The organism is Arthrobacter sp. SAFR-044, from assembly GCF_059414985.1.
In genome coordinates, this window is sequence record NZ_JBPFDN010000003.1 from 330,922 (window position 1) to 354,067 (window position 23,146).

The window sequence follows — 23,146 nt, forward strand, 5'->3', positions numbered from 1 at the left end:
CGCCTACTTTCCGGTGCCTATCTTCCCAGGTACCGCCCGGGCCGGTGGTTCAGCGCGAGGATAAGGTTAAGCAAGGTGGCTCCGGCAGCGGACAGCAGCACCAACAACGGCGAAACCAGGACCAGCGATGCCAGGACGATGGCCACGTCCAGCACCATCTGCACATACCCGGCGCGCCAGTTCAGCTTCTCCTGCAGGAGCAGGGCCAGGATGTTGAAGCCGCCCAGGCTTGACTGGTGCCGGAAGAGGATCAGGAGTCCGACGCCGGCGAGCAGGTTTCCGCCCATCACCCCGTACACCGGGTCAAGGTGGAGGGACCCCAGGGCGGCAGGGTGCAGGCTGGCCATCACGGACACCAGGGTGATCGCGGCGCCTGTCCTGAGGGCGAAGTTCCAGCCTTTCTTCCAAACCGCCAGCGCGAAGAACGGCAGGTTCACGGCGAAGAAGATGACACCGAACGGAAGCGCCACCGAGTAGCTGAGCAGGAGCGCCAGGCCCGCCGTGCCGCCGGTAACGGCCCCGCTCGACTTGAGCAGGAACAGCCCCAGCGACGCCGCAAAGGTGCCGGTCAAAATGCCCAGGACATCCTCCACCACGGAATGGCGGACGGCCGACGGCGGCAGGGAACGTCCCGCCGTCGGCTCTTCCGGGTGCGTGCCCGGGGCAGCAGTGGACGCGGCAGCAGCCGTGGCTGCGGCGGTAGCTTCTGTGGGGGTGCTCACTGGGCCGCGAACTTTCCGCGGTCCGCCAGGACCGCAAGTACGCGGTCATTGGTGGCGGCATCGGCCAGGGTGATCCGGACGCCGTCGGCAGCGTAGCCGCGGGCCAGGATGTCAGCTTGGGTCAACGCCTCAAGGAGTTGCACGCGCAGCCCGTCGGAAGCCCGCAGCCAGTAGAAGTTGGCCTGGCTGTCCGGGACGTCCCAGCCATAGCTGCGAAGGGCCGCGGTCACGCGGGTCCGCTCCTGCGCCACCTCCTCGGTGCGCTCAAGGATCTCCTCCTCCGCAGCAAGCGAGGCCACCGCGGCCGCCTGCGCCATCCTGTTGACGCCAAAAGGAACGGCCGTGCGCCGAAGGCCTTCGGCGATTTCAGGCCGGGCGATGGCATAGCCGATCCGCAGCCCCGCCAGTCCGTAGGCCTTGGAGAAGGTCCGCAGGATGCAGAGGTTGGGGTAGCGGCGGTAGAAGTCCAGCGAGTCGATGCCGGGGCCGCGCTGGAACTCGACGTACGCCTCGTCCAGCACCACCAGCACCCGCGGGGGAACGGACTGGAGGAACTCCTCCAGCGCCTCGGGGCTGATGGATACGCCGGTGGGGTTGTTTGGCGAGCACAGGATCACCAGCCGGGTCCGGTCGGTGACGGCGGCGGCCATGGCGGTGAGATCGTGGTGCTCGTCGTCCAGCAGCGGCACGGGGACCGAAACGGCGCCGGCCACCGCCACCAGGATGGGGTAGGCCTCGAAGGACCGCCAGGCATACACCACTTCGTCGCCGTGCCCGCAGACGGCCGAAATGATCTGCTGCAGCACCCCGGAGCTTCCTGGTCCGGCCGCGACCTCATCAGCGCTGACGCCAAAGTGCGCGGCAATCGCTTCGCGCGCCTCCATCGCGCCCATGCTCGGGTACCGGTGGATTCTTCCCGCCTCTGCGGCAATCGCCTCGACGACGGACGGCAGGGGAGGAAAGTGGCTTTCATTCGAGGCAAGGGCAGCGGTCAGGCCCGACTGGGCGCTCTTGCCGGCCACGTAAGCGGGAAGCTGGGCGACGGCGGCGCGGACCTCGGGTGCCGCGGCTTCGGGAAGGGTGCTGGTCATGGACAGCATGGTGCGGGACTTCAGGACGTTTGCGCAACACGGCCGGATTGCACAGGACAGATCCAGCGGTTCATGTCTTTGGAAGTGGCAAAATGCTCACTGTGCACCTCATTGATGCCCTTGACGCAGAGATCCTCCTCACACTGGACCGGGACCCGCAGGCTACTGTCCTGTCCCTCTCGCGGACGCTGGGCGTGGCCCGCAATACCGTGCATGCCCGGCTCCGCCGGCTGGCCAACGACGGCAGCCTGGCACCCTTCAGCCAGCGGGTGCGGACTGAGGCGCTGGGCCTGCCGCTCATCGCCTTCATCTCGATTTCCATCAGCCAGTCCTCCAGCGACCTGGCCGTGGCGGCCCTGCAGACTATTCCGGAGATCATCGAGATGCATGCCACCACCGGCGATGCCGACCTTATGGCCAAGGTGGCCGCGAGGGACCCGGCCGACCTGCACCGCATCACCAATGCGATGCTCGCGATCGACGGCGTCGTCCGTACCAGCACCGCCATGTCCCTGGTGGAAGTGATGCCCACCCGCACCGTGCCGCTGCTGCAGGCAGCAGCCCACAAGTAGCCGGGATTGGTTCAGGCGAACAACTCCAAGGCGTCGATGAGGGCGTCCACGAAGGCGGTGAGGATGGCCGGCTGGGTCCGGCCGGTCATGGTCTGGATCTGGCCCTGCCGCTGCCGAAGCACTGGGTGATCAACGGGAACGGCCACCAGGTCCTCCCGGTCCCGGCGGTCCAGTGACAGCCCACTGACCAGGGAAACCCCGGTCCCGGAGCGGGCGAACTGGATCACCGGGTTGATGTGGTCGCTTTGCAGGGTGATCGACGGTGTGAGGCCTTCGATCTGCAGGGCGAGGTCCAGGAGTTCCCGCTGGCTGGATCCCGGGGCGGTGATGGCCAGCTTGTAGCGGCACAGGTCCTGGAGGGTGGCGCGGGGGTGGGCCGCCAGGGGGTGGCCGGGGGCAACCAAGGCAAACGCGACGGGGGTGGGCATGGAGTGCTCCACCGTTACCCTCGACTGGGGTCCCAGGGAGAAAACCGCCGCAACATCCGCCTCGCCCTCTGCAACCCGCCTGGTGCCCTCAGAGGAGGAGACCACGTCAAGGTGGAATTCCACGTCGTCGTGCTGCCTGCTGAAGGATGCGATGGCTGATGGAACCCAGACACGGGCAAATCCTTCGGCGCATGCCACCCGCAGCGTTCGGGTCTTTCGCTGCACGGACACCAGGAGCTCTTCGCGCACGGCTGCCCCTTCCGCCTCCGCCCGGCGGACATAGGCGAGCAGGAGCCGGCCGGCCTCGGTCAGTTCCACTCCCCGCGCGTGCCGGTTGAACAGCGGTGTGCCCAGCGACGACTCCAGCCTGTTGATTTGCCGGCTGATGGCGGAGGCGGAGACGTGGAGTTTTCCAGCCGCATCGGTGAGGGTGCCCTCCTGCGCAACCGCATGGAAGTACAGCAGCGCCGGGGTGAGCATGTTCAAAGGGCGGCCCGTCTTCCTACTGGTTTGCATAAAAGTCAAAGCTCGTCGACAAAATGATACTGGTCGTTTTCGCTCCCCGGCCTTAATTTTGAACTCACGTTCCACGATCAAAGGGTGACCATCCATGCAGCAGCGCGAGCAACTAGCGGTGACAGCGGGGGGGTACGTTGACTCCGGCAGCTTCCAGTCCGACCTGGAAAGGATTGTCTCGTACCCGTCGGAGAGTTCGACGCCGGAAGGCCGGGTTGCACTGAAGTCATACCTTGATGAGGTCATTGAGCCTGCCTTCGCCTCCCTTGGCTGCTCCGTTGAGCGTTTCGATTCCTGGCGCGGCGGCAACAACTCGTTCCTGCTGGCGACGCGGCAGGAAGGCCCCGGCCTGCCAACAGTTCTCTGTTACGGCCATGCGGATGTGGTGGATGGCCAGGCTGCGGCATGGACCAACGGCAGGAGCCCTTGGCTGCTCAGCGATGAGGGGGACCGTTGGTATGCCCGGGGGTCGGCGGATAACAAAGGCCAGCACTGGATCAACATCGTGGCGTTGCGGCTGCTCCTTGAGCAGCGCGGGAGGCTGGGCTTCAACCTGGTGTTCCTCCTCGAAGGAGCAGAGGAGATTGGTTCGCCTGACCTCGCTGATTTCGCGCGTGAGTATCGGGATGCCCTGCGGGCCGACGTGTTCGTTGGATCGGACGGCCCGCGCCTGGCGGCCGACAGCCCCACCGTCTTCCTGGGGGCCCGCGGCGGTGTGACCTTCAATCTCACGGCAGACCTGCGCAGCAGCTCCTACCACTCGGGAAACTGGGGCGGCCTCCTGAGGAACCCTGCCACTACGGTGGCAGCTGCGGTGGCTTCCCTGGTGGACGGGCACGGCGTCATCCGGCTTCCGGAATTGCTGCCTGCGGGGATCCCGGACTCGGTTGCCGCAGCCTTGGAACTCATCGATGTGGTTCCCAACCCCGGTGACCCCGAGTCCGACCCCACCTGGGGAGATTCTGCCCTTGGCCCGGCTGAGCGGTTGTACGCCTGGAACACCCTGGAAGTCTTGGCGCTTGGAGCCGGCAACCCGGCCAAGCCCGTCAATGCCATACCGGGCTCAGCCAGCGCCAGCCTGCAGCTGAGGTTCGTCCCGGGAACGGACACAGCAAACCTGGAGTCCGCCGTCCGGCGCCACCTCGATGCTGCCGGATTCGGCATGGTTGACATCACGGTGGGCCATTCCTTCCCTGCCAGCCGGCTCGATCCCGGCAGCCCCTGGGTTTCCTGGGCCCTGGCCTCGCTCGCCAAGACCACCGGGCGGGCACCTGTGCTGTTGCCCAATATTGGCGGATCGCTGCCCAGCTTTGTCTTCGCCGAAGTCCTTGGCCTGCCAACGCTGTGGGTTCCGCATTCCCATCCCGGCTGCCAGCAGCACGCCCCGGACGAGCATCTCCTCAAGGCGGTGGCCCGCGAGGGCCTGCAGGTTGCCGCCGGCCTCTTCTTCGACCTTGGCACCGCCGCCACCCCTGCCGGCAGCGGCAGTCCTCAAACTTCCGTACCGGCCAGCCCAGCTTCCTGAACCCCTTGGAGTCCCCATGACTATCCCGCAGCAAAAGAACCAGACCGGTTCCGTGAAGACGGAAGGCACTCAGTCCGCCACCAGGGGAATCGTCGCCGCAACCATCGGCAACGCGCTGGAATGGTTCGACGTGGCCATCTATGCACTCCTGGCCATCTATATTGGCCGGAATTTCTTCCCGAGCCACGATCCCGGCGTCGAACTTATCCAGGCCTTTGCCGTGTTTGGGGTCTCCTACCTGATCCGGCCCCTCGGGGGGTTGGTGTTGGGCTCCTTCGCTGACCGGCACGGCATGAAGAAGGGCCTTACGGTCACCATCCGGCTCATGGTCTTGGGGACGGCGCTCCTGGCCTTTATGCCGGGCTACGGAACCATCGGCATCCTTGCCCCGATCGGGATCGTCGTGGCCCGCCTCATCCAGGGCTTTTCCGCCGGCGGCGAGTTCGGCGCCGCCACCGCCTACCTCATCGCGCAGAACGGCAAGCGAAAAGGATTCCTGGGCAGCTTCCAGTTCGCCAGCCAGGGCCTTGGCAGCCTGCTGGCCGCAATCCTGGTGGCTGTCCTCACTACGGTTCTTTCTGACGCCCAAATGACTGAATGGGGTTGGCGCATTCCGTTCCTGTTTGGGCTGCTGGTGGGTCCCGCCGGCTTCCTGATCCGCAGGGAAATGAAGGAGTTGCCCCTACCCGAAAAGACGGAGGACGACAAACATTCGCCCGTCAGGGAGGTGTTTGCCACGCAGAAAGTGGGGATGCTGATCGCAGGCGGCGCCCTGGCCGTCTCCACCGCCCTGAACTTCATCCTGCAGTACATGCCCACCTTCGCCATCAAGCAACTCGGGCTCGAGCCGGGCATTTCCTTCACGTCGCTGATCATCACCGGCGTCATCCTGACCTTCGGAACGCCCGTGGTGGGGCACCTCTCGGACAAGTTTGGCCGGCTGGCAATCATGGTGCCCACCGTTGTGGTGCTGCTGCTCGCCGTCGTCCCCTTGTTCCTGTGGGTGATCAGCGCCCGGTCCTTCCTGGTGCTGGCCCTGGTCATGGCGGTCCTTGGCTTGCTCAAGGCCGCATACTTTGGCGCGCTGCCGTCCGTCATGTCCGACGCCTTCAGCCCGCGAACCCGGGCCACGGGCCTCTCCTTCAGCTACAACACCGCAGTGGTGGCCTTCGGCGGGTTCACGCCCATGATCGCCGCCTATCTGGTCCAGCAGACAGGGCAGGCCGTCGCCCCGGGATACTACCTGGCGGTCATTGCGGTCATCAGCCTCGCCGCCCTGGCTGCGGGAGTGAAACTGCGCGGAATCCGGTAACCCCCACGCGGAAGCGCCGCCCGCCTTGGGGGAAGGCGGGCGGCGCTTGCTTGTGAGTCAGTGCGGGTCAGTGGCCGCCGAGGTTGCCGCCGACGGGCGGCAGGCCGCCCTCGGTGCCGCGGTCGTCCGCGCGCCGTTCCCCGGCGCTCAGGTTCTCGCCTTCAAGCGTCTCATCGGACTCACCGGTGGTGTCCACCAGTCCGTTGGTCTGGTCGAAGGCGTGCCCGATCCTGTCATTGCCCAGGTCGGCGACGGAACCGGAAGAACCTGCCGCCGCCGTCGTGCCTGCTGCCGTGGTACCGGAGATGCCCGTCCCCGCGTCTGCAGCGCCCGTGGTGGCGCCGGTAGTGAGGGGCTCTGCGGGAACGACCGGCTCGGCCGGGACCACGGGAGTGGTCTCTGTGACCGTCACGTCAGGTGTTTCTGTTCTGTCCTTGTTGCCACTGGCTGCCATCGCCGCTGCTGCGCCCGCGGCCGCCGCAATGCCTACTCCCGCGGCTACCTTGCCGGAAACCCCGGCTTTGCCGGAGTCGCCGCGGGAGGCGCCCGCGTGTTCAACCCCGGGGGTGCCAACGGCGGAGCCGGCGTTGACGGATCCGCGCCAGGCGCCGCTGGCATAGCCTTCGTCTTCGATGAATTCCTTGAACTTCTGAAGGTCAGATTCCGCCTGCCGGTCAACGACGTTCAGTTTGTCGCCGACCTTCTCAATGAGGCCTTCGGGCTCGTACTCGAGGGTCAGCCGGAGGGACGTCTGGCCGCCTCCAACGTCCTCGAAGTCCACGGCGCCGGCGTTCGTTGCGCCTTCGGTGGCGGCCCAGGCAACTCGCCGGTCGGGGACCTGTTCCAGGATCTTGGCTTCCCACTGCCTGCGGACGCCGCCGATCTCGGCCACCCATTCCAGCCTGTCGTCACTGAGCTGCGTGACGCTCTTGACGCCGCCCATGAAGTGCGGGAACTCCTCGAACTGGGTCCACTGGTTGTATGCGGTGCTCACCGGTACGTTCACCAGAATGCGTTTTTCCACCTTCGTGCTCATAACGTCTCCTTCGCTTTGTTACCGGGGACTGACAATCAGGGAAAAAATCATCAGCATGCTTACCAACATACCTATTAGCTGCTTCGGATTCCAGAGCGGTCCGGGACAAAAAGGTGAAACCGCCGAAAGGCGGGCTTACTCAGGGCGCCACCACAACGCCGTAGGAGCCCTCGTTGAGCGCGCTGGGTGTGGCAGACGGCGCCACCACGCCGAAGTCGTAACCCTTGGCCCGGATGGCGTCGATGGTCTTGGACAGGTAGTTCCATTGGGAGGCGGGGCAGGACAGGACATCGTTGCCATCGTGGAGCAGAATGATTGCACCCGGGGCAACCTCATCCAGCACGTACTTCTGGACTCCAGCCGCACCCGGGCACTCGTAGTCGCCGGGTTCGCCGACCTCCCAGTGCCACTGGATTCCGCCGCTCATGCCAATTCTCCTAAGGTAGTTCAGCGAGTAGGAGCTGCTGTTGCCGAACGGGAAGCGCATCAGCACGGGTGTGGTGCCGGTGATCGAGCTGATCGCAGTATTGGTGCGGTCAACTTCCTGCTTCTGGTTCGCCTGTGTCAGGTCGGGGAAGTTGGCGTGGCTCCAGGAGTGGTTGCCGATCACATGTCCCTCGGCTTTGATCCGCCGGACGAGGTCAGGGTACTGCTGGGCATGGGAGCCCTGGAGGAAGAACGTGGCCTTGACGCCCTTCTCCTTGAGAACGTCGAGGACAAAGGCGGTGCGCTCGGCGGAAGGCCCGTCATCGAAGGTCAGGCCGATCAGTGGTTTGTCGGCGGCTTGGGCTGACGCGGCAGGTCCCCCGGCGACCAGAGCCAGAATCAAGCTCAGGGCAGCCATGGCCATGACCGCAATTTTGCTCTTCATGGTGCTCTTTCCCTTCCCAAGGCTGCTTTCAACCTTGTTTAGGTGAGCACCCTATGGCTGCCTTAAAGGGGGTGTAAACAGGTGCCATGCGTCGACTGGGTAACTTCTCACGGCCTAAAAAAACCGTTATCCCGGCGTTACCTGACCTTTGCCTGCAAAGGAGAAGGGGCGGCTGTCGCCACACTGAATCCCATGGTCAGCTGGCGGCCGGGCCTGTCATAACCCTCCCAGTGCGGGCAGCAAGGTCACGGTCCTGCAACTGCCGCCGGAAGGGCTTATTTTTCGGAGGCGTCGCCGTCGTCGTCCGCTCCTTCCGCAGGGTCCTGGGAGTGCATGCGCAGGTCCTGCGGGTCCGCGTCGGGGTCCCCTTCGGCGGGCGACTGGTTGTGGACCCGGTCGTCGTCGTCCTTGGCCTGATTCTTAGTCATGGCTGCTCCTGTCAGCTGTTGAGCCGGGATGGCTTGTTTGCGGCACCACTCATTCAGCGCCCCGCACCCCCGCCTGTCAAGCACCATCCACACCCTCTGGCCGCAGCTGTCCTTGTGTGCTGGACTGATGACGCAGTGAGCACCAACCGCCGTTCTCCGCCCTGTACCGCGACGGCACCATTTCCGGCCACACTCAGCCAGCCGGCAGGACCGGCTGTTGGAAAGGATCACTCATGGCGACATACAAGATCGGATATTTCGTGGGCAGCCTGGCAAGCGGCTCCATCAACCGGGTCCTGGCCAAGGCTTTGATCAAACTCGCTCCGGATGCGCTGGAATTCACCGAGATCCCCATCAAGGACCTCCCGCTGTACAGCTACGACTACGATGCAGACTTCCCACCGGAAGGCCGGGCCCTAAAGGAAGCCATCGAGGCCGCCGACGGGATCCTCTTTGTGTCCCCCGAATACAACCGCTCCATCCCGGGCGCCCTGAAGAACGCGATCGACTGGGGTTCCCGCCCCTGGGGAACCAACTCCTTTGCCCGCAAGCCCACCGGCATTATCGGCGCCTCCCCGGGCAGCATTGGTACTGCTGTGATGCAGTCCTCCATGCGCAGTGTCCTGAGCTTCCTTGACGCGCCGCAGCTGAACGCGCCGGAGGCCTATGTCACCTACAAGGCGGATGTTTTTGGTGCCGACGGCGAGGTCAAGGATGAGTCCACCGCCAAGTTCCTGCGCCACTACATGGACGAGTATGCAGCTTTCGTGGCAAGGGTCCTGGCCGCAAACGCACCGGGCCACATCGGAGACCTGGAACCGGACGCCGCCAAGCTCTCCCGTTAGTTCCGTTTCCCACCAGGCATACGGGTGCCCGCCGTCCCAGCAACGGCGGGCACCCGAGTAAATGGGCAGGCGTATTTGGCGCCTGCAAGGCCGGGCTTAGGGTCAGTCCAGCGGCAGCGTCACCGTCACGCTGGTACCCATCCCGGGGGAGGCGCTGATGTCCACCGCACCACCGGCTTCCTGAACGGCGACCGCCATGAGCCGCAGCCCATAGCCATGGTGACGCCCGCATGTGGCGAGATCGCTGTCGAAGCCCGTGCCGTCGTCGGCAACTACCAGGCGGATGCCGTGGTCAACGGCTGCCAGCTGGATAGTGAGCGTGTGCGCCGCCGAGTACTTGAACGCGTTGCTGAGCGCCTCACGGGCGGACTGGTACAGGAGGGACGCGGAATCCGCCGGGATCTCGATGCCCCAGTGCGGAGTATCCCAATGGACCGCGGTCCCGCGCTGCCGCAGGGGTGCCGTCAGCCGGTCGATGCACCCTGCCAGCCCCAGCGTGTGGAAATCCAGCGGCTGCTGGTCTGTGAGCACGCCTCCCACGGTTGTAACGTCGGTGTCCAACGCTGTTCTGCTTCCCATGACTTCCTGCTCCCCGCAAGATGATTTGGTTTGATAACTCCAGCGTGGACCCGCAATGTCCGCAGAGGGCAAGGTTTGCCTCAAGATCCCATCAATTTTGCGCGGCGCTTGGCGAACGGTGCGCGTGACACATCGGGGATGGCAGATTGACAGCCTGAACGACCCGTGTGACCGGGCCCCCGTTTCATTTCTGCGCAGCTGGGGACGGAACACCTATGCCCACTTGGTTGATGTCACTTGTATGGGGCACCGGTGCCGGTGCCGCCTTGGTCCTGGGAGCAGCTGTGTCCTGGCGGTGGTCCATACCGTCCAAGGTGGTGTCCACCATCATGTCCTTCGGCGCGGGCGTGCTCATCTCGGCCCTTGCCTTTGAGCTGGTGGACGAGGCCGTCAAGGGCGGTGGCCTGTGGCCCACGGTGGCAGGCTTCCTGGCAGGCGCTGTGGTTTACGTGGGCGCCAACATGCTCCTGGCCAAGGCCGGGGCCAAGCACCGCAAACGGTCCGGGGACCAGCAGCCCTCAGAGAAGGACGATCCCGGCAGCGGCACGGCCATCGCTGTGGGTGCACTGCTGGACGGGGTTCCCGAATCCGTGGTCCTGGGTGTCGGCCTCCTGGCCGGCGGTGCAGTGAGTCCCGCCATGCTGGCCGCCGTCTTCATCTCCAACGTACCGGAGGGGCTGTCCGGAACCGCCGGCATGAAGAAAGCCGGCCGGAGCAGGGGCTACGTGTTCGGGCTCTGGGGCGGCATCGCGATCCTGAGCGGCGTGGCCGCGCTGCTGGGATACGTGGCGTTGGAAGGTGCACCGGATGAGCTGGTGGCGTTCATTACGTCCGTGGCGGCCGGCGGCATCCTGGCCATGCTGGCGGACACCATGATCCCGGAGGCCTTCGAAGAGCACCACAACCTCACCGGGCTGACGGCATCCGTGGGGTTCCTGACTGCGTTTACTGTGCACCATCTGGGGTGAGCTGCAGGCCAGGGGCAGCCACCACGGGTGCGGTGAGCCGGCCGTCCCGCATGGTGGCCACCACGTCCGTCAGGGGCACGAACTCGGTGTCATGCGTGACCATTACCGTGGCGACACCGAACTCCGTGGTCACCTGACGCAGGAGCCGGACCACTGATTCGCTGCGTTCGTGGTCCAGCGCCGCCGTCGGCTCATCCACCAGCAGTACCTTGGGACTGCCCATGAGCGCCCGGGCGATATTCACGCGCTGGCGCTGTCCGCCGGAGAGCTGGTGCGGCAGCTTGCCCGCGGCCGCGGCGAGTCCGACGACGTCCAGCAGTTCGGCTGCCTTGACCGGGGCCGCTTTGGCGTTCCCGCCACGCAGGTGGTCGCTGATGACGAGCTGCTCGACGGCGGTGAGCGACGGCAGCAGGTTGGGCTGCTGGAAGATGATGCCCACTTTCTGGCGCCGCAGTGCCGTGAGCTCCTTGCCCTTGAGGCCCGCCGTATCGGTGCCGTCAATGATGACCTGGCCGCGGGTGGGGCGGACCAGGGTGGCTGCGGTGGCCAGGAGGCTGGATTTTCCGGAGCCCGAGGGCCCCACGAGCGAGACCAGCTGGCCTGCCTGGGCGGTGAGGTTGACTCGGTCCAGGGCGGTGGTGGTCCCGCCGCCGTCCGGGTACTCGAGGGTGACGTTGATAAGGGACAGGGGAGCGGATGTGGTCATGGTTGGTTCCTTTCGGGGAGGGAAAGAGGGTTTAGTTGCCGCCGAGTGCCAGGAGCGCATCAACCTTGGTGACGCGGCGGACAGCCAGCGCGGCACCGGCCAGGCCCAGGGCTACGATCCCGACGACTGGAAGCACTGTGGTGCCCAGGCTCAGCTGGAAGGGGGCCGCCTGGGAAGCGAATGCTCCGCCGGCAACGCCCACGGCTCCGCCAACTCCAGCACCGGCCAGCAGCACGATGGCGGCCTGGGTCATGGCGTCCCGCAGGATGTAGGAACTGGGTGCGCCCATGGCCTTGAGAACGGCGATGTCCCGGGTGCGCTGGATGGTCCAGACGGTCAGGAAGGCCACGATCACCAGCGCCGAGATTCCGTAGAGGAACGCCTGCATCAAGGTCAGGGATCCGTTCTCGCTCTTGAAGGAACCCAGGGCCTGGAAGGATCCGGTGCGGGATTCGCTCACGGTTCCTGCAGCGGTGTTCGCCTCCGCCTCATCCACCGTGGCCCCGTCCATGTAGGTGACGGCCACGACGGTAGCCAGCTGGCCGCCGTCGGACACGTGCGCAGCTTTGGCCCAGGCGGGCAGCGCGGTCCATACCACGCTGGTGTGGGCGTACCACTGGTCCGGCACCACGGCCGCGACCGAAAGTTCCACGCCGCCCAAGGACACCTTGTCGCCCTGGCCCACCGACAGTGCCTCCGCCACCGAGTGGCCCACCGCGGCCGTACCGGCGGAGACCTCCACGGGCGGCAGCGGACTCCCCGGGGAGACGCCGCAGACTGCCACATTGGCTGTGCCCGACCCGTCAGCCGTCTGCGCCCGCGTCTGGGTGATGCCCAGCGGCTCGGCAGTCTGGACGCCCGGCTGGTCCTTCCAGTTGTCCACCTGGGCGGCGGTCACCGAGCTTTCGGTGTAGGACGCCTTGGGGGAACCGGTGCCGGGGGCGCCGAAGGCGATGGTGTCGACCGGACTCGCGGCGCCGGCCCCGAGCCTGGCGATGGCGGACGTGGATTGCTCGGCGAGGCCCGCGGTCAGGCCGGACAGCATGACCAGCAGCAGGGTGATCAGGGCCACGACGCCGCCCATCATGGCGAACCGGCCTTTGGCGAAGCGGATGTCGCGGATTGCCAGGAACACGTTGTTTCTTCTCTCAGCAGGGGTGGATTGTTCTGTCCTTCCACTCTCGCGGCCGCAGCCTCCACGGACATCGCGGGGATGGTTGATCCGCAGGGATGGAATGGTTGAGCCCTGAGTCAACCTTTCGGTTGATCCCCTCCCCGCAGTCCGCGGCATAAGCTGATGAAATGCCTGCCACGCCCCTGCCGCAACCACCGGAGAAGGCCGCAGGCAGCTCCGCCGGCGGGCCGCCGAACGCCCTGGAGATTGCATCATCGGCGGCCATCCTCCGCGTCCTGCGGGTCACGCTGCACACCGGGTTCGCGCTGCTGCTGGCCGTCGGCCTGGTCCGGATGCTGATGGCGGAAGGTACCCTGCGCTGGGTGTGGGCGGGCGCCGCCGTCGTCCTTGCTGCTGTCTACCTGGCCGGCACCGTCCTGGAAAAGCGCCATGCCGAGGGGCGGACCGGGTTGGATCCCCGCCGCTACGGTTTGCTCTGGCTGGGCCTGGTCACGGCCCTGTGGGTCTTCCTGCTCGCCGGCAGCGCCGATTTCGCCTGGCTGGCATTCCCCATCTTTTTCCTGCACCTTCATTTGCTGCCGCGGCGTGCCGCGCTCCTGGCCATCGCGCTGATGACGGTGGCAGTCATTGCCTCCCAATGGGCCGCAAGCGGTGCCCCTGTCCCGCACGCTGCGGCCGTCGTCGGACCCGTCCTGGGCGCGATCTTCTCCGTGATCACCGGCCTGGCGTACGCTGCCCTGTACCGCGAGGCGGAAAACGAGCGGCGTGCGGCCGATGAACTGCGGCGGACGCGGGAGGAACTGGCGCGGTCCCAGCACCAGGCGGGTGTCCTTGCGGAGCGGGAGCGGCTGGCCCGGGAAATCCACGACACCCTGGCGCAGGGCCTGTCCAGCATCGTGCTGCTGGGCCGGGCCGCCGGGCAGTCGCTCACGGAGGGTGATGCCGCCACTGCTGCCGGACGGCTGGCGCTGGTGCAGCAGACCGCCGCGGACAACCTGGCCGAGGCCCGAAGCTTTCTCCGCGGCCTGTCCTCGCCCCAGCTGGAGGGGACCACACTAGTGGAGGCGCTGGGCCGGCTGTGCAGCAGGGCCGAGACCGACGCCGCGGCCGCAGGGCTGCCGCTGCGCTGCCGCCTGGAGGTGGACGGCGAGCCACAGGACCTGCCCCAGCCTGTCCGCGTTGCCCTGCTGCGGGCGGCGCAGGCGAGCCTTGCGAACGTCCGCGAACATGCCCGGGCAAGCACCGCCGTCGTCAGCCTTGCGTTCCTGGGCACCGAGGTGACCATGGACGTGTACGACGACGGCACGGGCTTTGACCCGTCAGCTCCGGAAAGTGCCGCGGGCGCAGCGGACGGCAGCGGCTTTGGACTGCGCTCGCTGCGGGAACGCGTCGCCGCCTTGAACGGCACGCTGGCGGTGGAATCCGGGCCGGGGGAGGGCACGGTGGTGGCCATCCGACTGCCTGTGGAGGAACAGTGAGCGAAGTACGGGTATTGCTGGTGGACGACCACCCTGTGGTCCGCGCCGGGCTGCGTGCCATGCTCACCGGCTTTGAGGGCATTTCGATCGCCGCGGAGGCGGCCGACGGCCGGGCTGCGCTCAAGGAACTGGCCCGGTTGAAGGCATTGGACGAGGCACCGGATGTGGTGCTGATGGACCTTCAGATGGGGGAGGGGATGGATGGTGTCACGGCCACTGCCGAAATCCGGAAGCTTGACGCGCCGCCGCCGGTGCTTATCCTCACCACCTATGACACCGACGCTGACATCCTCGCGGCAGTGGAGGCAGGGGCCAGCGGCTACATGCTGAAGGACGCCCCGCCGGAGCAGCTGCGGCAGGCGGTGCTGCAGGCAGCCGCCGGCGGCACGGTCCTGGCGCCGCGGGCTGCTGCCCTGCTGATGGGCCGGATCAGCAACCCCGGGACGTCGCTGACACCGCGGGAAGTCCAGTTGCTGGCACTGCTGGCCACGGGCCTGTCCAACCGCGCCATTGCCAGGCAGGTCTTCATATCGGAGGCCACTGTGAAGACCCACCTGGTGCACATCTACGGCAAACTCGGGGTGGACAACCGCACCGCCGCGATCGCCGCGGCCACCCAGCGGCGGATCATCCGGCCGCCGGGCGCGAAGGGCTGACCTGCCGGCGCACGGCGGCGGGACGCAGCGGGGGATGGCCATCCCGGTGCAGTAGGTTGGTTCCACTGCGCTTCGAGGTGCCGTTGTTCCCAGGTCAGGTTGTTCAAAGGAGAATAGATGTCCCGTCCGGTTCCAGCCGTCGATGCCCTTCTCGCCACCTACGGTGCGCCGGACGCCTGCGCCGCCGAGCTCCTGTGTGACAGCCACGATCCCGACGCTGTTGCCTTCACGGTGGTGGCAGCTGACCTTTCCGCGGAGGACATTACCTACGGCCAGCTGCGGGAACGGTCGGAACGGGGAGCCGCCGCCCTGGCCGAACTGGGGGTCGGCCCCGGGGACGCGGTGGCCACCCTGATGGGAAAGTCGGCAGACCTGGTGGTCATGCTCCTGGCCATTTGGCGGCGCGGGGCCGTCCATGTGCCACTGTTCACGGCCTTCGCGTGGCCGGCCATCGAACTTCGCCTTACCGCTTCCCGTGCGAAGGTGGTGATCACTGACCCCGACCAGCGGGCGAAGATCCAGGAAACCGGCGCCGCCGTGGTGGTTGCCGGCGAAGAAGCCTCCCCGGCGGACCTCGCGCTCACGCCGCTCCTGGCCAGGCAGCAACCGGGGATCGCCGCAGAAGCTGTGGGAGGTGACGGTGACCTGGTTCTCATCTTTACGTCAGGGACCACCGGCGCGCCCAAGGGCGTACCGGTGCCGGTCCGGGCGTTGGCGGCATTCCGCCAGTACGTGGAACTGGGCCTGGACGTCAGTGCAGAGGATGTCTTCTGGAATGCCGCAGACCCAGGCTGGGCGTACGGCCTGTACTACGGGATTCTCGGTCCCATGGCGGCGGGACGGCGGAACATCCTGCTGCGCCCCGGGTTCTCCCCGGAACTCAGCTTCAAGGTGCTGGAGGCGTTCTCGGTGACCAACTTCGCCGCCGCCCCCACCGTGTACCGCACCATGCGCGCTAAAGCCGGTGCCGGAACTGGACCTTTCCGGCTGCGGCGCGCCTCATCGGCCGGCGAGCCGCTGACCCCGGAGGTGATTAGCTGGGCCCGGGAGGTGCTGGGCGTCCCGGTGCGGGACCACTACGGGCAGACCGAACACGGGATGATGATCATCAACGCCTGGCATGAGGACGTGCGGACGGAGCTGCGGCCGGGTTCCATGGGCCGGCCCCTGCCGGGGTGGAGCTGCGCGGTCCTCAAGGACAACGCTGACGAGCCGGCTGCGCCGGGGGAGCTTGGCCGGGTTGCCGTCAACGTGGCCGACAGTCCCATGATGTGGTTCAAGGGGTACCAGGATGCACCGGAGAAGACCGCCGAAAGGTTCAGTGCCGACGCCAAGTGGTACCTGACCGGGGACGCGGGCATGGTGGACGCGGACGGCTACTACTTCTTCTCCTCCCGGGATGACGACGTGATCATCATGGCCGGATACCGGATTGGACCTTTCGATGTGGAAAGCGTCCTGTCCACCCATCCGGCCGTCCTGGAAAGTGCCGTGGTGGGCGCTCCCGACGAACTGCGCGGCGAAGTCCTGGAGGCCTACGTTGTCCTGGCGGATGGCACTGCCGCCAGTGATGCCCTGGTGGCCGAACTCCAGGCCATGGTCAAGACGCAGTTCGCCGCCCACGCCTATCCGCGCCGCATCCACTTCGTCGCGGACCTGCCCAAGACGCCGTCGGGAAAGCTCCAGCGCTACATCCTCAGGCAGCAGCGGGCAGCGGCAGCCGGCAGCTAACAGTCGCGGACCCGGGGCGGCATAAAAACCTTTGGCGTTCCGGAGCCTTTTCCGGCACCGGCTGTTAGCGTTGAGGCCCAGCCACAGAAGGAGGAGCGATGTCCATCAATTCACCTGATTCACTGCCTGAGGACGAACCGCAGGAGGGCACGGCGGCCAGCAAAGGCAACCCCGACGGCGGGATCCCCGGCGGGAAAGACGGCGTCGGGATCTCCGATGGGGCCGCGCCCAACACTTTTGAGCCGGAGGAGGACCCCGACGCCTCGGCGGGTCCCACAGACTAAAGGTTCCGAAGCCACTCTCAAAGTTTCATCAAGATTGGCCAAAGCCGCTGCAATCTGCGATTTCCACAAGCTACTGGCCGGTAATTTGTAACTGCTTCCACGCCAGTTCCCCGGCAGGAAGCAAGGAGCCCCCGCGCTGGAGCCGAGACTCGCGCGGGGGCTTCCCCCAATGTGAGTGAAGTGGCTTACGGTGCGGCGCTAACGGTTTCGAAGTGCTCCACCACCGGAAACGGGTCATAGAAGCGGTGCAGCAAAGAACGCCACTGCTGGTATCCCGGGGATCCCCTGAAGCCCACTGTATGGTCTTCCAGCGACTCCCATTCAACGAGCAGCAGGTACGTCTGGGGCGATTCGATCGAGCGCGACAAAGACATGGCGAGGAAGCCCGGCATTGAAGCGATGATGTGCCGGGCCTGGGCGAAAGCTGCCTCGAAGTCCTCTTCCCGGCCGGGAATGACCGGAAGCAGCGCGTGTTCTGTGATCACCCGCCAAGTCTGGCACGCGTTCGCCGGCTATTCGGTGTCGATCCAGTAGCGGCGCTTGCCGTTGCGCGTGTCCTCGAATTGGCCGCCGTTCTTTTCGATGGTTGCCCGCGAGCCGGCGTTGTCCTCGTCGCATGTCAGGAGAACCCGCGTGATTCCCAATGCCCGTGCCAGGGGCAGCGCATCGGCAAGTGCTTTCGCGGCATGGCCGCGGCGCCTGGCGGAGGGCCGGACGCTGTAGCCGATGTGCCCCCCTTCGTTGAGGAGGTAGTCGTTCAACCCGTGCCTGATGGCCAGGGACCCAAGGAACGTGCCGCCGTCGGCAATCCACAGGTAGGTGCAGGGCACGTAGCCCGGCTTCCGCACGGTTTCCGGCAGCGCATCCTTGATGAGGACATCGACGAAGCGGCCAAAGACGGCGGGGTCCTGGAGATCGGGCAGGGACCAGCCCTCGGCGCCTGCGCCGTCCAGGTGGGCGCCCTGGAACTCCGCAGTTCCCTCCAGCCAGGAAGAGTGGAGGGTAGAATCCGGGACAATGAGGTTGGCCATAAGAGGATCCTATGCCGCCTGCCGGAGCAATACCGCTGGATCCCAGCCCCGCGACGGGGACGGGCACGGCTCCGGCCTTGGGTTGGCCATCTGCCGCCGCATTGCCGAGGCGCACGGAGGGAACCGAGCCTGAAGGAGTCACCCGGCGGCGGGACCACAGCGGTCATCAGCTTTCCGGCCGACCAATAAAAGCCGCCTCAACAGGTCCGGGCCGGCTGCGGGAGGCAGCCAGCCCGGAGCCTGGATTATGAGGGCTAGTTCAGGTCGAAGCGGTCCAGTTCCATGACCTTTGTCCAGGCGGCCACGAAGTCGTTGACGAACTTCTCCTTGGCGTCATCGCTGGCGTAAACCTCGGCCAGCGCCCGCAGTTGCGAGTTGGAACCGAAGACCAGGTCCACCGGGGTGGCCGTCCACTTGAGTTCGCCAGTGGCGGCGTCGGTGATCTCGTAGGCGTTCTCCTCGGTCTCCGAGGCCTTCCACTTGGTGCCCGGCGAGAGCAGGTTGACGAAGAAGTCGTTCGTCAGGACCTGCGGCTTGTCCGTGAACACGCCATGGCTGGAACCGCCCACGTTGGTGCCCAGGGCGCGCATGCCGCCAACCAGTGCCGTCATCTCCGGCGCGGAAAGGTCCAGCATGTACGCCTTGTCAAGCAGGAGGGTTTCCGGCGGGAGCTTCGCGCCGGGGCGCAGGTAGTTGCGGAACCCGTCGGCGCGGGGCTGCAGGTAGCCGAAGGACTCGACGTCGGTCTGGTCCTGTGAGGCGTCCGTGCGGCCGGGACGGAACGGCACCCTGACGGGGAACCCGGCGTCGGCTGCTGCCTTTTCCACGGCGGCGGCGCCGCCCAGGACGATCAGGTCCGCGAGTGAGACCTTCTTGCCGCCGGCCTGTGCCGAGTTGAACTCCTCCTGCACGCGCTCAAGCACGGGAAGCACGGCCTCCAGCTGCTCCGGTTCGTGGGCCTCCCAGCTGCGCTGCGGCTCGAGTCGGATCCGGGCGCCGTTGGCCCCGCCGCGGCGGTCCGTCTTGCGGTACGTTGCAGCCGACGCCCAGGCCGTGCCCGCCAGTTGCGGAATGGTCAGGCCGGAGTCGAGGAGCGTGGCCTTGAGCTGGGCGATGTCCTGCTCGCCGATCAGTTCATGGTCGACGGCGGGAACGGGATCCTGCCACAGTTGCGCCTCCGGAACCCACGGGCCGAGCATGTGCGGACCCACCGGGCCCATGTCGCGGTGCAGCAGCTTGTACCAGGCCTTGGCGAACGCCAGCGCGAACTGGTCCGGGTTCTCCAGGAAGCGGCGGCCAATCTTTTCGTACTCCGGATCGAAGCGCAGCGACAGGTCCGTGGTCAGCATGGTGGGCCGGTGCTTCCTCCCGGGATCGTGCGCGTCCGGGATGATCTCGGGGGCATCCTTGGCAACCCACTGGTGGGCGCCGCCGGGGCTTTTGACCAGCTCCCACTCGTATTCGAACAGGATCTCCAGGAAGCGGTTGCTCCACTGCGTGGGCTTGTCCGTCCAGGTGACCTCCAGGCCGGAGGTGATGGTGTCGCCACCCTTGCCGGAACCGTAGGTGCTGAGCCAGCCCAGGCCCTGCGCCTCGAGGTTCGCGCCCTCCGGCTCGGGGCCGACGTGGGCATCGGCGGGGCCGGCGCCGTGGGTCTTGCCGAAGGTGTGGCCACCGGCGATCAGGGCAAAGGTCTCTTCGTCGTTCATCGCCATGCGCTTGAACGTTTCACGGATGAAGGCGGCGGCCGCCACCGGATCCGGGTTGCCCATGGGGCCTTCGGGGTTGACGTAGATCAGGCCCATTTCGGTGGACCCGACGTTGTCCGCCATGGTGCCCTCACCGGTGTACCGCTCGTCGCCCAGCCAAGCGTCCTCCGGGCCCCAGAAGATCTGCTCGGGCTCCCAGACGTCCTCCCGGCCAAACGCGAAGCCGAACGTCTCGAATCCCATGGACTCAAGGGCAACGTTGCCCGCGAGGACCAGCAGGTCGGCCCAGGAAAGTTTCTGGCCGTACTTCTGCTTGACCGGCCACAGCAGGCGGCGGGCCTTGTCCAGGTTGGCGTTGTCCGGCCAGCTGTTCAGTGGCGCGAACCGCTGGCTGCCGTCGCCCGCTCCACCCCGGCCGTCATGGACGCGGTAGGTACCGGCGGCATGCCAGCTCAGCCGGATCATCAGTCCGCCGTAGTGGCCGAAGTCCGCCGGCCACCAGTCCTGGGAAGTGGTCAGGACCTGGCTGATGTCCTGCTTGAGGGCGTCCACGTCGAGCTTCTGGAATTCTTCCCGGTAGCTGAAGGACGGGCCCAGCGGGTTGCTGGCCTGGCCATGCGTGTGCAGCACGGAGAGGTCCAGCTGGTTGGGCCACCAGTCCTGGTTGGTCCGCGGACGGTGCCCCTTTGGCTGGGGAGAATCGATCGCCGGGTTTTCGCTTTCACTGCCCTGCCCGGTGGCACTGCCATGGGCCACCGGGCACCCGCCCTCAACCTTCTGGTCCAGGCCCTGCGCGCTCCCGGGAGTGGGGACCGGGGGATGGTCTTGGGGATCGGTCATGTGCTTTTTCCTTCCGTTGGGCCGAGGCCGCGGTTGGACTCGGGCAGCCGGTGCAACCCTCCTATTTGACCATGGACAGGTGACAGCAGAGGACCCTCCTACGCCATGGGTGAAACCCGGCCTGTCATTGCCCCGCCCCTCGCAATTTGTCCGGCACCTCCTGACCGCCACTTGCCAGCGCCGGAATATCTGACTGACGCTCCGACTTGTCGCCAGAGGGCCCGTGGTGGCCCACTGTCCCGGCGTAACGCAGCGCGCGGGCCTCCGCCCATGCGTGAGGCCGCGCTGACGCGCGGATGCAACCAAGCACCTACCAAGAGGAGCACCATGACCATCGGATCAGGAACAGCATCAGGAACAGCAGCGGGCAACGGACGGACAGCGCTGGTTGCAGGGGCCACCGGCATCGCGGGGTCCGCCCTGGTGGATACCTTGGTTGGCGAAGGCTGGACAGTCCTGGCCCTGTCCCGCCGGCCCGGTCCCGGACGCACCGGCGTCAGGTGGCTCTCCGCGGACCTGACCTCGGCCGAGTCCCTTGCCGCTGTGCTGGCTCCGGAGAACCCGTCACATGTCTTCTTCACCGCATGGTCGCGCCGCGCCACCGAGGAAGAGAACATCGCAGTCAACGCGGGCATGGTTCGTGATCTCCTCTCAGCACTGCAGGGCAAGGACGTGGCCCACGTTGCCCTGATGACCGGACTCAAGCATTACCTGGGACCGTTCGAGGCATACGCCGCCGGAGAAATGCCGGACACCCCCTTCCACGAGGAGGAACCGCGCCTTCCGGTGCCGAACTTCTATTACGCCCAGGAGGACGAGCTCTGGGCGGCCGCGGCCCGGCAGGGGTTTACCTGGTCCGTCCACCGCGCCCACACGGTAATCGGGCATGCGGTGGGCAACGCCATGAACATGGGACTCACACTCGCCGCGCAGGCCACCCTGTGCCGGGACAGCGGGCACCCCTTCGTCTTCCCGGGGTCGGAAACGCAGTGGAACGGGCTCACGGACATGACGGATGCCGGCCTGCTCGCCGAGCACATGCTCTGGGCTTCAACCACCCCCGGGGCCGCTGACGAGGCCTTCAACATCGTCAACGGCGATGTGTTCCGCTGGCGCTGGATGTGGCCGAAGCTTGCCGCCTACTTCGGCGTGGAGTGGGAGGGGTACCAAGGGGAGCCCCGTCCGCTTGAACAATCCATGGCGGGACGGGAGGACCAGTGGCGGAGGATTGCCGCGGAAAACAACCTCAGCGAACCTGACCTGGGCCGCGTGGCGAGCTGGTGGCACACCGACGGCGACCTGGGGCGCGGAATCGAGGTGGTGACGGACATGGGCAAGAGCCGGGATGCCGGCTTTACGGGGTATCGGCGGACACTGGATGCCTTCACCTCGCTGTTTGACCGTTACCGTGCCGACCGCCTGGTTCCCTGATCACACAGTCACGGCCGGCGAACAACCCCGTCAGTGCCAGCACCGCCATGGCGCCGGCGGTGGCCAGCAGCGGAAGCGTCCAGTCCCCGCTCGCATCGTGAAGTGCGCCGAAAGCCACCGGTCCTGCAGCTGCCAGCCCGTAGCCCACAGACTGGGCCATCCCGGACAGCGACGCCGCCTGCGGGTGGTTCACCGTCCGGAGGCTGAACAGCGACAAGGCGATCACAATGAGGCTTCCGCACCCGAGGGCGCCCAGAAGAACCCACAGCAGGATCAGTTCCGGCGCGAGTGCCAGTCCGAGGAAGGTTGCGAACACCAGCACCCCGCTGGCAAAAGAGACCAGCCGCTGGTCCGATCCCCGGTGAAGGACACCACCCGCCCCAAGGCTGGCGAACACGCTGATCAGCAGGAAAAGGGACAAGTGCACGCCCGCAGTGGTGGCGGGGATCCCGCGGCTCTGCTCAATGGTGGGCAACCACGCCATCAGGACGTAAAAGGCGATCGATTGCAGCCCCATGAAGGCCGTGACCTGCCAGCCCAAGGCTGAGCCCCAGGGCGACCGGTGTGCCCGTTCCTGCGGTGCGGCGTGCACGGCGCTTGTTTCGTGCCGGCGCAGCCAGGGCAGCAGCACCGCCATGGCGGTGAGGGCCAGCCCCACCCAGACTCCCAGGGCCAGCCGCCATCCCGCCGGGGACGTCTGGGCCACGGGAACGACGACGGCGGCCCCCACCGCTGCGAAGGCAGCCTGTGTAGCCGTATAGCTTCCGGTGACCTGGCTGACCCGCAACGGAAAGTCCCGCTTGACCAGGGAAGGAACCAGCACATTAAGGAACGCGATGGCGACGCCGATCAGTACTGTCCCTGCCCAGATAAAGCCGGGCACGGGCAGGGAGCGGAGCACGATGCCCGACGCGAGGATCAGCAACGACATCCACAGTGCCCGGTCCAGTCCCAGGCGGGAAGCGAAACCGGGCGCCAAGGGCGAGAAGACCGCGAACGCGATCAGCGGGAGGCCGGTAAGGAACCCTGCTGCCGCACTGGATAACCCCAGGTCGCTGCTGATGTTGACCAGGACCGGTCCCACGCTGACAAAGGACACCCGAAGGTTGACGGCGATCAGCAGGACGCCGATGAAGGCGAATCCGAACCTGGCAGTGCGGTGTGGGGCGTTCCTCGTGGCGGCAGGCATCTTTAGTTCTTCCATCCTTCGGTGGGTGGCGCGTTCTTGACGCCCATCCAGTTCTCTCACACT

The 23,146-nt window shown here is 66.4% G+C and carries 23 protein-coding genes; 10 read left to right on the forward strand and 13 right to left on the reverse strand.

The features are described from left to right. Nucleotides 1–17 precede the first annotated feature (17 nt). Both ACR65J_RS06595 and hisC read right to left on the reverse strand, forming a co-directional pair. Nucleotides 18–722: a YitT family protein gene (locus ACR65J_RS06595; RefSeq protein ID WP_440167175.1), complete on the reverse strand. Its 705-nt coding sequence runs from the start codon at nt 720–722 to the stop codon at nt 18–20. After that, entirely contained in the window at nt 719–1,822 is a 1,104-nt protein-coding gene (hisC, locus tag ACR65J_RS06600) for a histidinol-phosphate transaminase (protein WP_440167176.1), read from the reverse strand. The genes ACR65J_RS06595 and hisC overlap by 4 nt, the downstream gene beginning before the upstream one ends. Before the next feature lie 83 nt (nt 1,823–1,905). Here hisC and ACR65J_RS06605 point away from each other — a divergent pair, with 83 nt between their 5' ends. Then, a complete protein-coding gene (locus ACR65J_RS06605; protein ID WP_440167178.1) occupies nt 1,906–2,385 on the forward strand; it encodes an Lrp/AsnC family transcriptional regulator in 480 nt (159 codons plus the stop codon). A gap of 11 nt (nt 2,386–2,396) precedes the next feature. On the opposite strand, the gene ACR65J_RS06610 is transcribed toward ACR65J_RS06605, so the two are convergent. Next, complete coding sequence (locus ACR65J_RS06610; protein WP_440167419.1) at nt 2,397–3,293, reverse strand: LysR family transcriptional regulator; 897 nt, start codon at nt 3,291–3,293, stop codon at nt 2,397–2,399. Nucleotides 3,294–3,423: 130 nt separating this feature from the next. Here ACR65J_RS06610 and ACR65J_RS06615 point away from each other — a divergent pair, with 130 nt between their 5' ends. After that, nucleotides 3,424–4,854: a M20 family metallopeptidase gene (locus tag ACR65J_RS06615; protein WP_440167180.1), complete on the forward strand. Its 1,431-nt coding sequence runs from the start codon at nt 3,424–3,426 to the stop codon at nt 4,852–4,854. 16 nt (nt 4,855–4,870) lie between these two features. Then, nucleotides 4,871–6,166, forward strand: coding sequence for an MFS transporter (locus ACR65J_RS06620; RefSeq protein ID WP_440167182.1), 1,296 nt, complete (start codon nt 4,871–4,873; stop codon nt 6,164–6,166). A 67-nt stretch (nt 6,167–6,233) separates the two neighbouring features. Here the strand turns inward: ACR65J_RS06620 and ACR65J_RS06625 are convergent, their stop codons facing one another. The 3 genes from ACR65J_RS06625 to ACR65J_RS06635 all read right to left on the reverse strand — a co-directional run bounded on the left by ACR65J_RS06625 (nt 6,234) and on the right by ACR65J_RS06635 (nt 8,501). Further along, the gene (locus tag ACR65J_RS06625; protein ID WP_440167183.1) at nt 6,234–7,202 is read right to left on the reverse strand and encodes an SRPBCC family protein; all 969 of its coding nucleotides are present in this window, start codon (nt 7,200–7,202) and stop codon (nt 6,234–6,236) included. Nucleotides 7,203–7,341: 139 nt separating this feature from the next. Then, on the reverse strand, nt 7,342–8,073 hold the full coding sequence (locus ACR65J_RS06630) for a polysaccharide deacetylase family protein (protein ID WP_440167185.1): 732 nt from the start codon (nt 8,071–8,073) through the stop codon (nt 7,342–7,344). Between the two features lie 275 nt (nt 8,074–8,348). Beyond that, nucleotides 8,349–8,501: a hypothetical protein gene (locus tag ACR65J_RS06635; protein WP_440167186.1), complete on the reverse strand. Its 153-nt coding sequence runs from the start codon at nt 8,499–8,501 to the stop codon at nt 8,349–8,351. A gap of 233 nt (nt 8,502–8,734) precedes the next feature. On the opposite strand from ACR65J_RS06635, the gene ACR65J_RS06640 reads away from it, so the two are divergent. Then, nucleotides 8,735–9,346, forward strand: coding sequence for an NADPH-dependent FMN reductase (locus ACR65J_RS06640; RefSeq protein ID WP_440167188.1), 612 nt, complete (start codon nt 8,735–8,737; stop codon nt 9,344–9,346). A 102-nt stretch (nt 9,347–9,448) separates the two neighbouring features. Here ACR65J_RS06640 and ACR65J_RS06645 read toward each other — a convergent pair whose 3' ends face one another. Beyond that, nucleotides 9,449–9,925 (reverse strand): sensor histidine kinase, encoded by a 477-nt coding sequence (locus tag ACR65J_RS06645; RefSeq protein WP_440167190.1) that lies wholly within the window; start codon nt 9,923–9,925, stop codon nt 9,449–9,451. Nucleotides 9,926–10,140: 215 nt separating this feature from the next. On the opposite strand from ACR65J_RS06645, the gene ACR65J_RS06650 reads away from it, so the two are divergent. Continuing rightward, nucleotides 10,141–10,893, forward strand: a complete 753-nt coding sequence (locus ACR65J_RS06650; protein WP_440167192.1) for a ZIP family metal transporter — start codon at nt 10,141–10,143, stop codon at nt 10,891–10,893. Here ACR65J_RS06650 and ACR65J_RS06655 read toward each other — a convergent pair. Together ACR65J_RS06655 and ACR65J_RS06660 are read right to left on the reverse strand one after the other, a co-directional pair. Then, the gene (locus ACR65J_RS06655; protein ID WP_440167193.1) at nt 10,871–11,599 is read right to left on the reverse strand and encodes an ABC transporter ATP-binding protein; all 729 of its coding nucleotides are present in this window, start codon (nt 11,597–11,599) and stop codon (nt 10,871–10,873) included. The two genes, ACR65J_RS06650 and ACR65J_RS06655, sit on opposite strands and share 23 nt — an antisense overlap. Before the next feature lie 31 nt (nt 11,600–11,630). Beyond that, on the reverse strand, nt 11,631–12,734 hold the full coding sequence (locus ACR65J_RS06660) for an ABC transporter permease (RefSeq protein WP_440167195.1): 1,104 nt from the start codon (nt 12,732–12,734) through the stop codon (nt 11,631–11,633). Nucleotides 12,735–12,901: 167 nt separating this feature from the next. Between ACR65J_RS06660 and ACR65J_RS06665 the strand changes: the two genes are divergently transcribed. The 4 genes from ACR65J_RS06665 to ACR65J_RS06680 all read left to right on the forward strand — a co-directional run bounded on the left by ACR65J_RS06665 (nt 12,902) and on the right by ACR65J_RS06680 (nt 16,883). Further along, entirely contained in the window at nt 12,902–14,212 is a 1,311-nt protein-coding gene (locus tag ACR65J_RS06665; protein ID WP_440167198.1) for a sensor histidine kinase, read from the forward strand. Then, a complete protein-coding gene (locus ACR65J_RS06670) occupies nt 14,209–14,868 on the forward strand; it encodes a response regulator (protein WP_440167200.1) in 660 nt (219 codons plus the stop codon). Before ACR65J_RS06665 ends, ACR65J_RS06670 begins: the two co-directional genes overlap by 4 nt. A 117-nt stretch (nt 14,869–14,985) precedes the next feature. Next, nucleotides 14,986–16,599 (forward strand): AMP-binding protein, encoded by a 1,614-nt coding sequence (locus ACR65J_RS06675; protein WP_440167202.1) that lies wholly within the window; start codon nt 14,986–14,988, stop codon nt 16,597–16,599. A gap of 98 nt (nt 16,600–16,697) precedes the next feature. Continuing rightward, nucleotides 16,698–16,883 (forward strand): hypothetical protein, encoded by a 186-nt coding sequence (locus tag ACR65J_RS06680; RefSeq protein ID WP_440167204.1) that lies wholly within the window; start codon nt 16,698–16,700, stop codon nt 16,881–16,883. 185 nt (nt 16,884–17,068) lie between these two features. Here ACR65J_RS06680 and ACR65J_RS06685 read toward each other — a convergent pair whose 3' ends face one another. The 3 genes from ACR65J_RS06685 to katG form a co-directional block, all read right to left on the reverse strand. Continuing rightward, nucleotides 17,069–17,368 (reverse strand): antibiotic biosynthesis monooxygenase family protein, encoded by a 300-nt coding sequence (locus ACR65J_RS06685; RefSeq protein ID WP_440167206.1) that lies wholly within the window; start codon nt 17,366–17,368, stop codon nt 17,069–17,071. A 27-nt stretch (nt 17,369–17,395) separates the two neighbouring features. Next, nucleotides 17,396–17,914 carry a GNAT family N-acetyltransferase gene (locus tag ACR65J_RS06690; protein ID WP_440167208.1) on the reverse strand — a complete coding sequence of 173 codons (519 nt, stop codon included), beginning with the start codon at nt 17,912–17,914 and terminating at the stop codon, nt 17,396–17,398. Between the two features lie 254 nt (nt 17,915–18,168). Further along, nucleotides 18,169–20,463, reverse strand: a complete 2,295-nt coding sequence (gene katG / locus ACR65J_RS06695) for a catalase/peroxidase HPI (protein ID WP_440167210.1) — start codon at nt 20,461–20,463, stop codon at nt 18,169–18,171. A 327-nt stretch (nt 20,464–20,790) separates the two neighbouring features. Here katG and ACR65J_RS06700 point away from each other — a divergent pair, with 327 nt between their 5' ends. Beyond that, entirely contained in the window at nt 20,791–21,894 is a 1,104-nt protein-coding gene (locus ACR65J_RS06700) for an SDR family oxidoreductase (RefSeq protein ID WP_440167213.1), read from the forward strand. Here the strand turns inward: ACR65J_RS06700 and ACR65J_RS06705 are convergent. After that, a complete protein-coding gene (locus tag ACR65J_RS06705; protein WP_440167215.1) occupies nt 21,848–23,083 on the reverse strand; it encodes an MFS transporter in 1,236 nt (411 codons plus the stop codon). The genes ACR65J_RS06700 and ACR65J_RS06705 overlap by 47 nt on opposite strands. Nucleotides 23,084–23,146 lie beyond the last annotated feature (63 nt).

What these genes read in the sequence shown, in the direction of transcription:
- hisC (WP_440167176.1), bottom strand. Translation starts at nt 1,822, where the DNA reads ATGCTGTCCATGACCAGCACCCTTCCCGAAGCCGCGGCACCCGAGGTC.
- ACR65J_RS06605 (WP_440167178.1), top strand. Translation starts at nt 1,906, where the DNA reads ATGCTCACTGTGCACCTCATTGATGCCCTTGACGCAGAGATCCTCCTC.
- ACR65J_RS06610 (WP_440167419.1), bottom strand. Translation starts at nt 3,293, where the DNA reads ATGCTCACCCCGGCGCTGCTGTACTTCCATGCGGTTGCGCAGGAGGGC.
- ACR65J_RS06615 (WP_440167180.1), top strand. Translation starts at nt 3,424, where the DNA reads ATGCAGCAGCGCGAGCAACTAGCGGTGACAGCGGGGGGGTACGTTGAC.
- ACR65J_RS06620 (WP_440167182.1), top strand. Translation starts at nt 4,871, where the DNA reads ATGACTATCCCGCAGCAAAAGAACCAGACCGGTTCCGTGAAGACGGAA.
- ACR65J_RS06625 (WP_440167183.1), bottom strand. Translation starts at nt 7,202, where the DNA reads ATGAGCACGAAGGTGGAAAAACGCATTCTGGTGAACGTACCGGTGAGC.
- ACR65J_RS06630 (WP_440167185.1), bottom strand. Translation starts at nt 8,073, where the DNA reads ATGAAGAGCAAAATTGCGGTCATGGCCATGGCTGCCCTGAGCTTGATT.
- ACR65J_RS06635 (WP_440167186.1), bottom strand. Translation starts at nt 8,501, where the DNA reads ATGACTAAGAATCAGGCCAAGGACGACGACGACCGGGTCCACAACCAG.
- ACR65J_RS06640 (WP_440167188.1), top strand. Translation starts at nt 8,735, where the DNA reads ATGGCGACATACAAGATCGGATATTTCGTGGGCAGCCTGGCAAGCGGC.
- ACR65J_RS06645 (WP_440167190.1), bottom strand. Translation starts at nt 9,925, where the DNA reads ATGGGAAGCAGAACAGCGTTGGACACCGACGTTACAACCGTGGGAGGC.
- ACR65J_RS06650 (WP_440167192.1), top strand. Translation starts at nt 10,141, where the DNA reads ATGCCCACTTGGTTGATGTCACTTGTATGGGGCACCGGTGCCGGTGCC.
- ACR65J_RS06655 (WP_440167193.1), bottom strand. Translation starts at nt 11,599, where the DNA reads ATGACCACATCCGCTCCCCTGTCCCTTATCAACGTCACCCTCGAGTAC.
- ACR65J_RS06665 (WP_440167198.1), top strand. Translation starts at nt 12,902, where the DNA reads ATGCCTGCCACGCCCCTGCCGCAACCACCGGAGAAGGCCGCAGGCAGC.
- ACR65J_RS06675 (WP_440167202.1), top strand. Translation starts at nt 14,986, where the DNA reads ATGTCCCGTCCGGTTCCAGCCGTCGATGCCCTTCTCGCCACCTACGGT.
- ACR65J_RS06680 (WP_440167204.1), top strand. Translation starts at nt 16,698, where the DNA reads ATGTCCATCAATTCACCTGATTCACTGCCTGAGGACGAACCGCAGGAG.
- ACR65J_RS06690 (WP_440167208.1), bottom strand. Translation starts at nt 17,914, where the DNA reads ATGGCCAACCTCATTGTCCCGGATTCTACCCTCCACTCTTCCTGGCTG.
- katG (WP_440167210.1), bottom strand. Translation starts at nt 20,463, where the DNA reads ATGACCGATCCCCAAGACCATCCCCCGGTCCCCACTCCCGGGAGCGCG.
- ACR65J_RS06700 (WP_440167213.1), top strand. Translation starts at nt 20,791, where the DNA reads ATGACCATCGGATCAGGAACAGCATCAGGAACAGCAGCGGGCAACGGA.
- ACR65J_RS06705 (WP_440167215.1), bottom strand. Translation starts at nt 23,083, where the DNA reads ATGCCTGCCGCCACGAGGAACGCCCCACACCGCACTGCCAGGTTCGGA.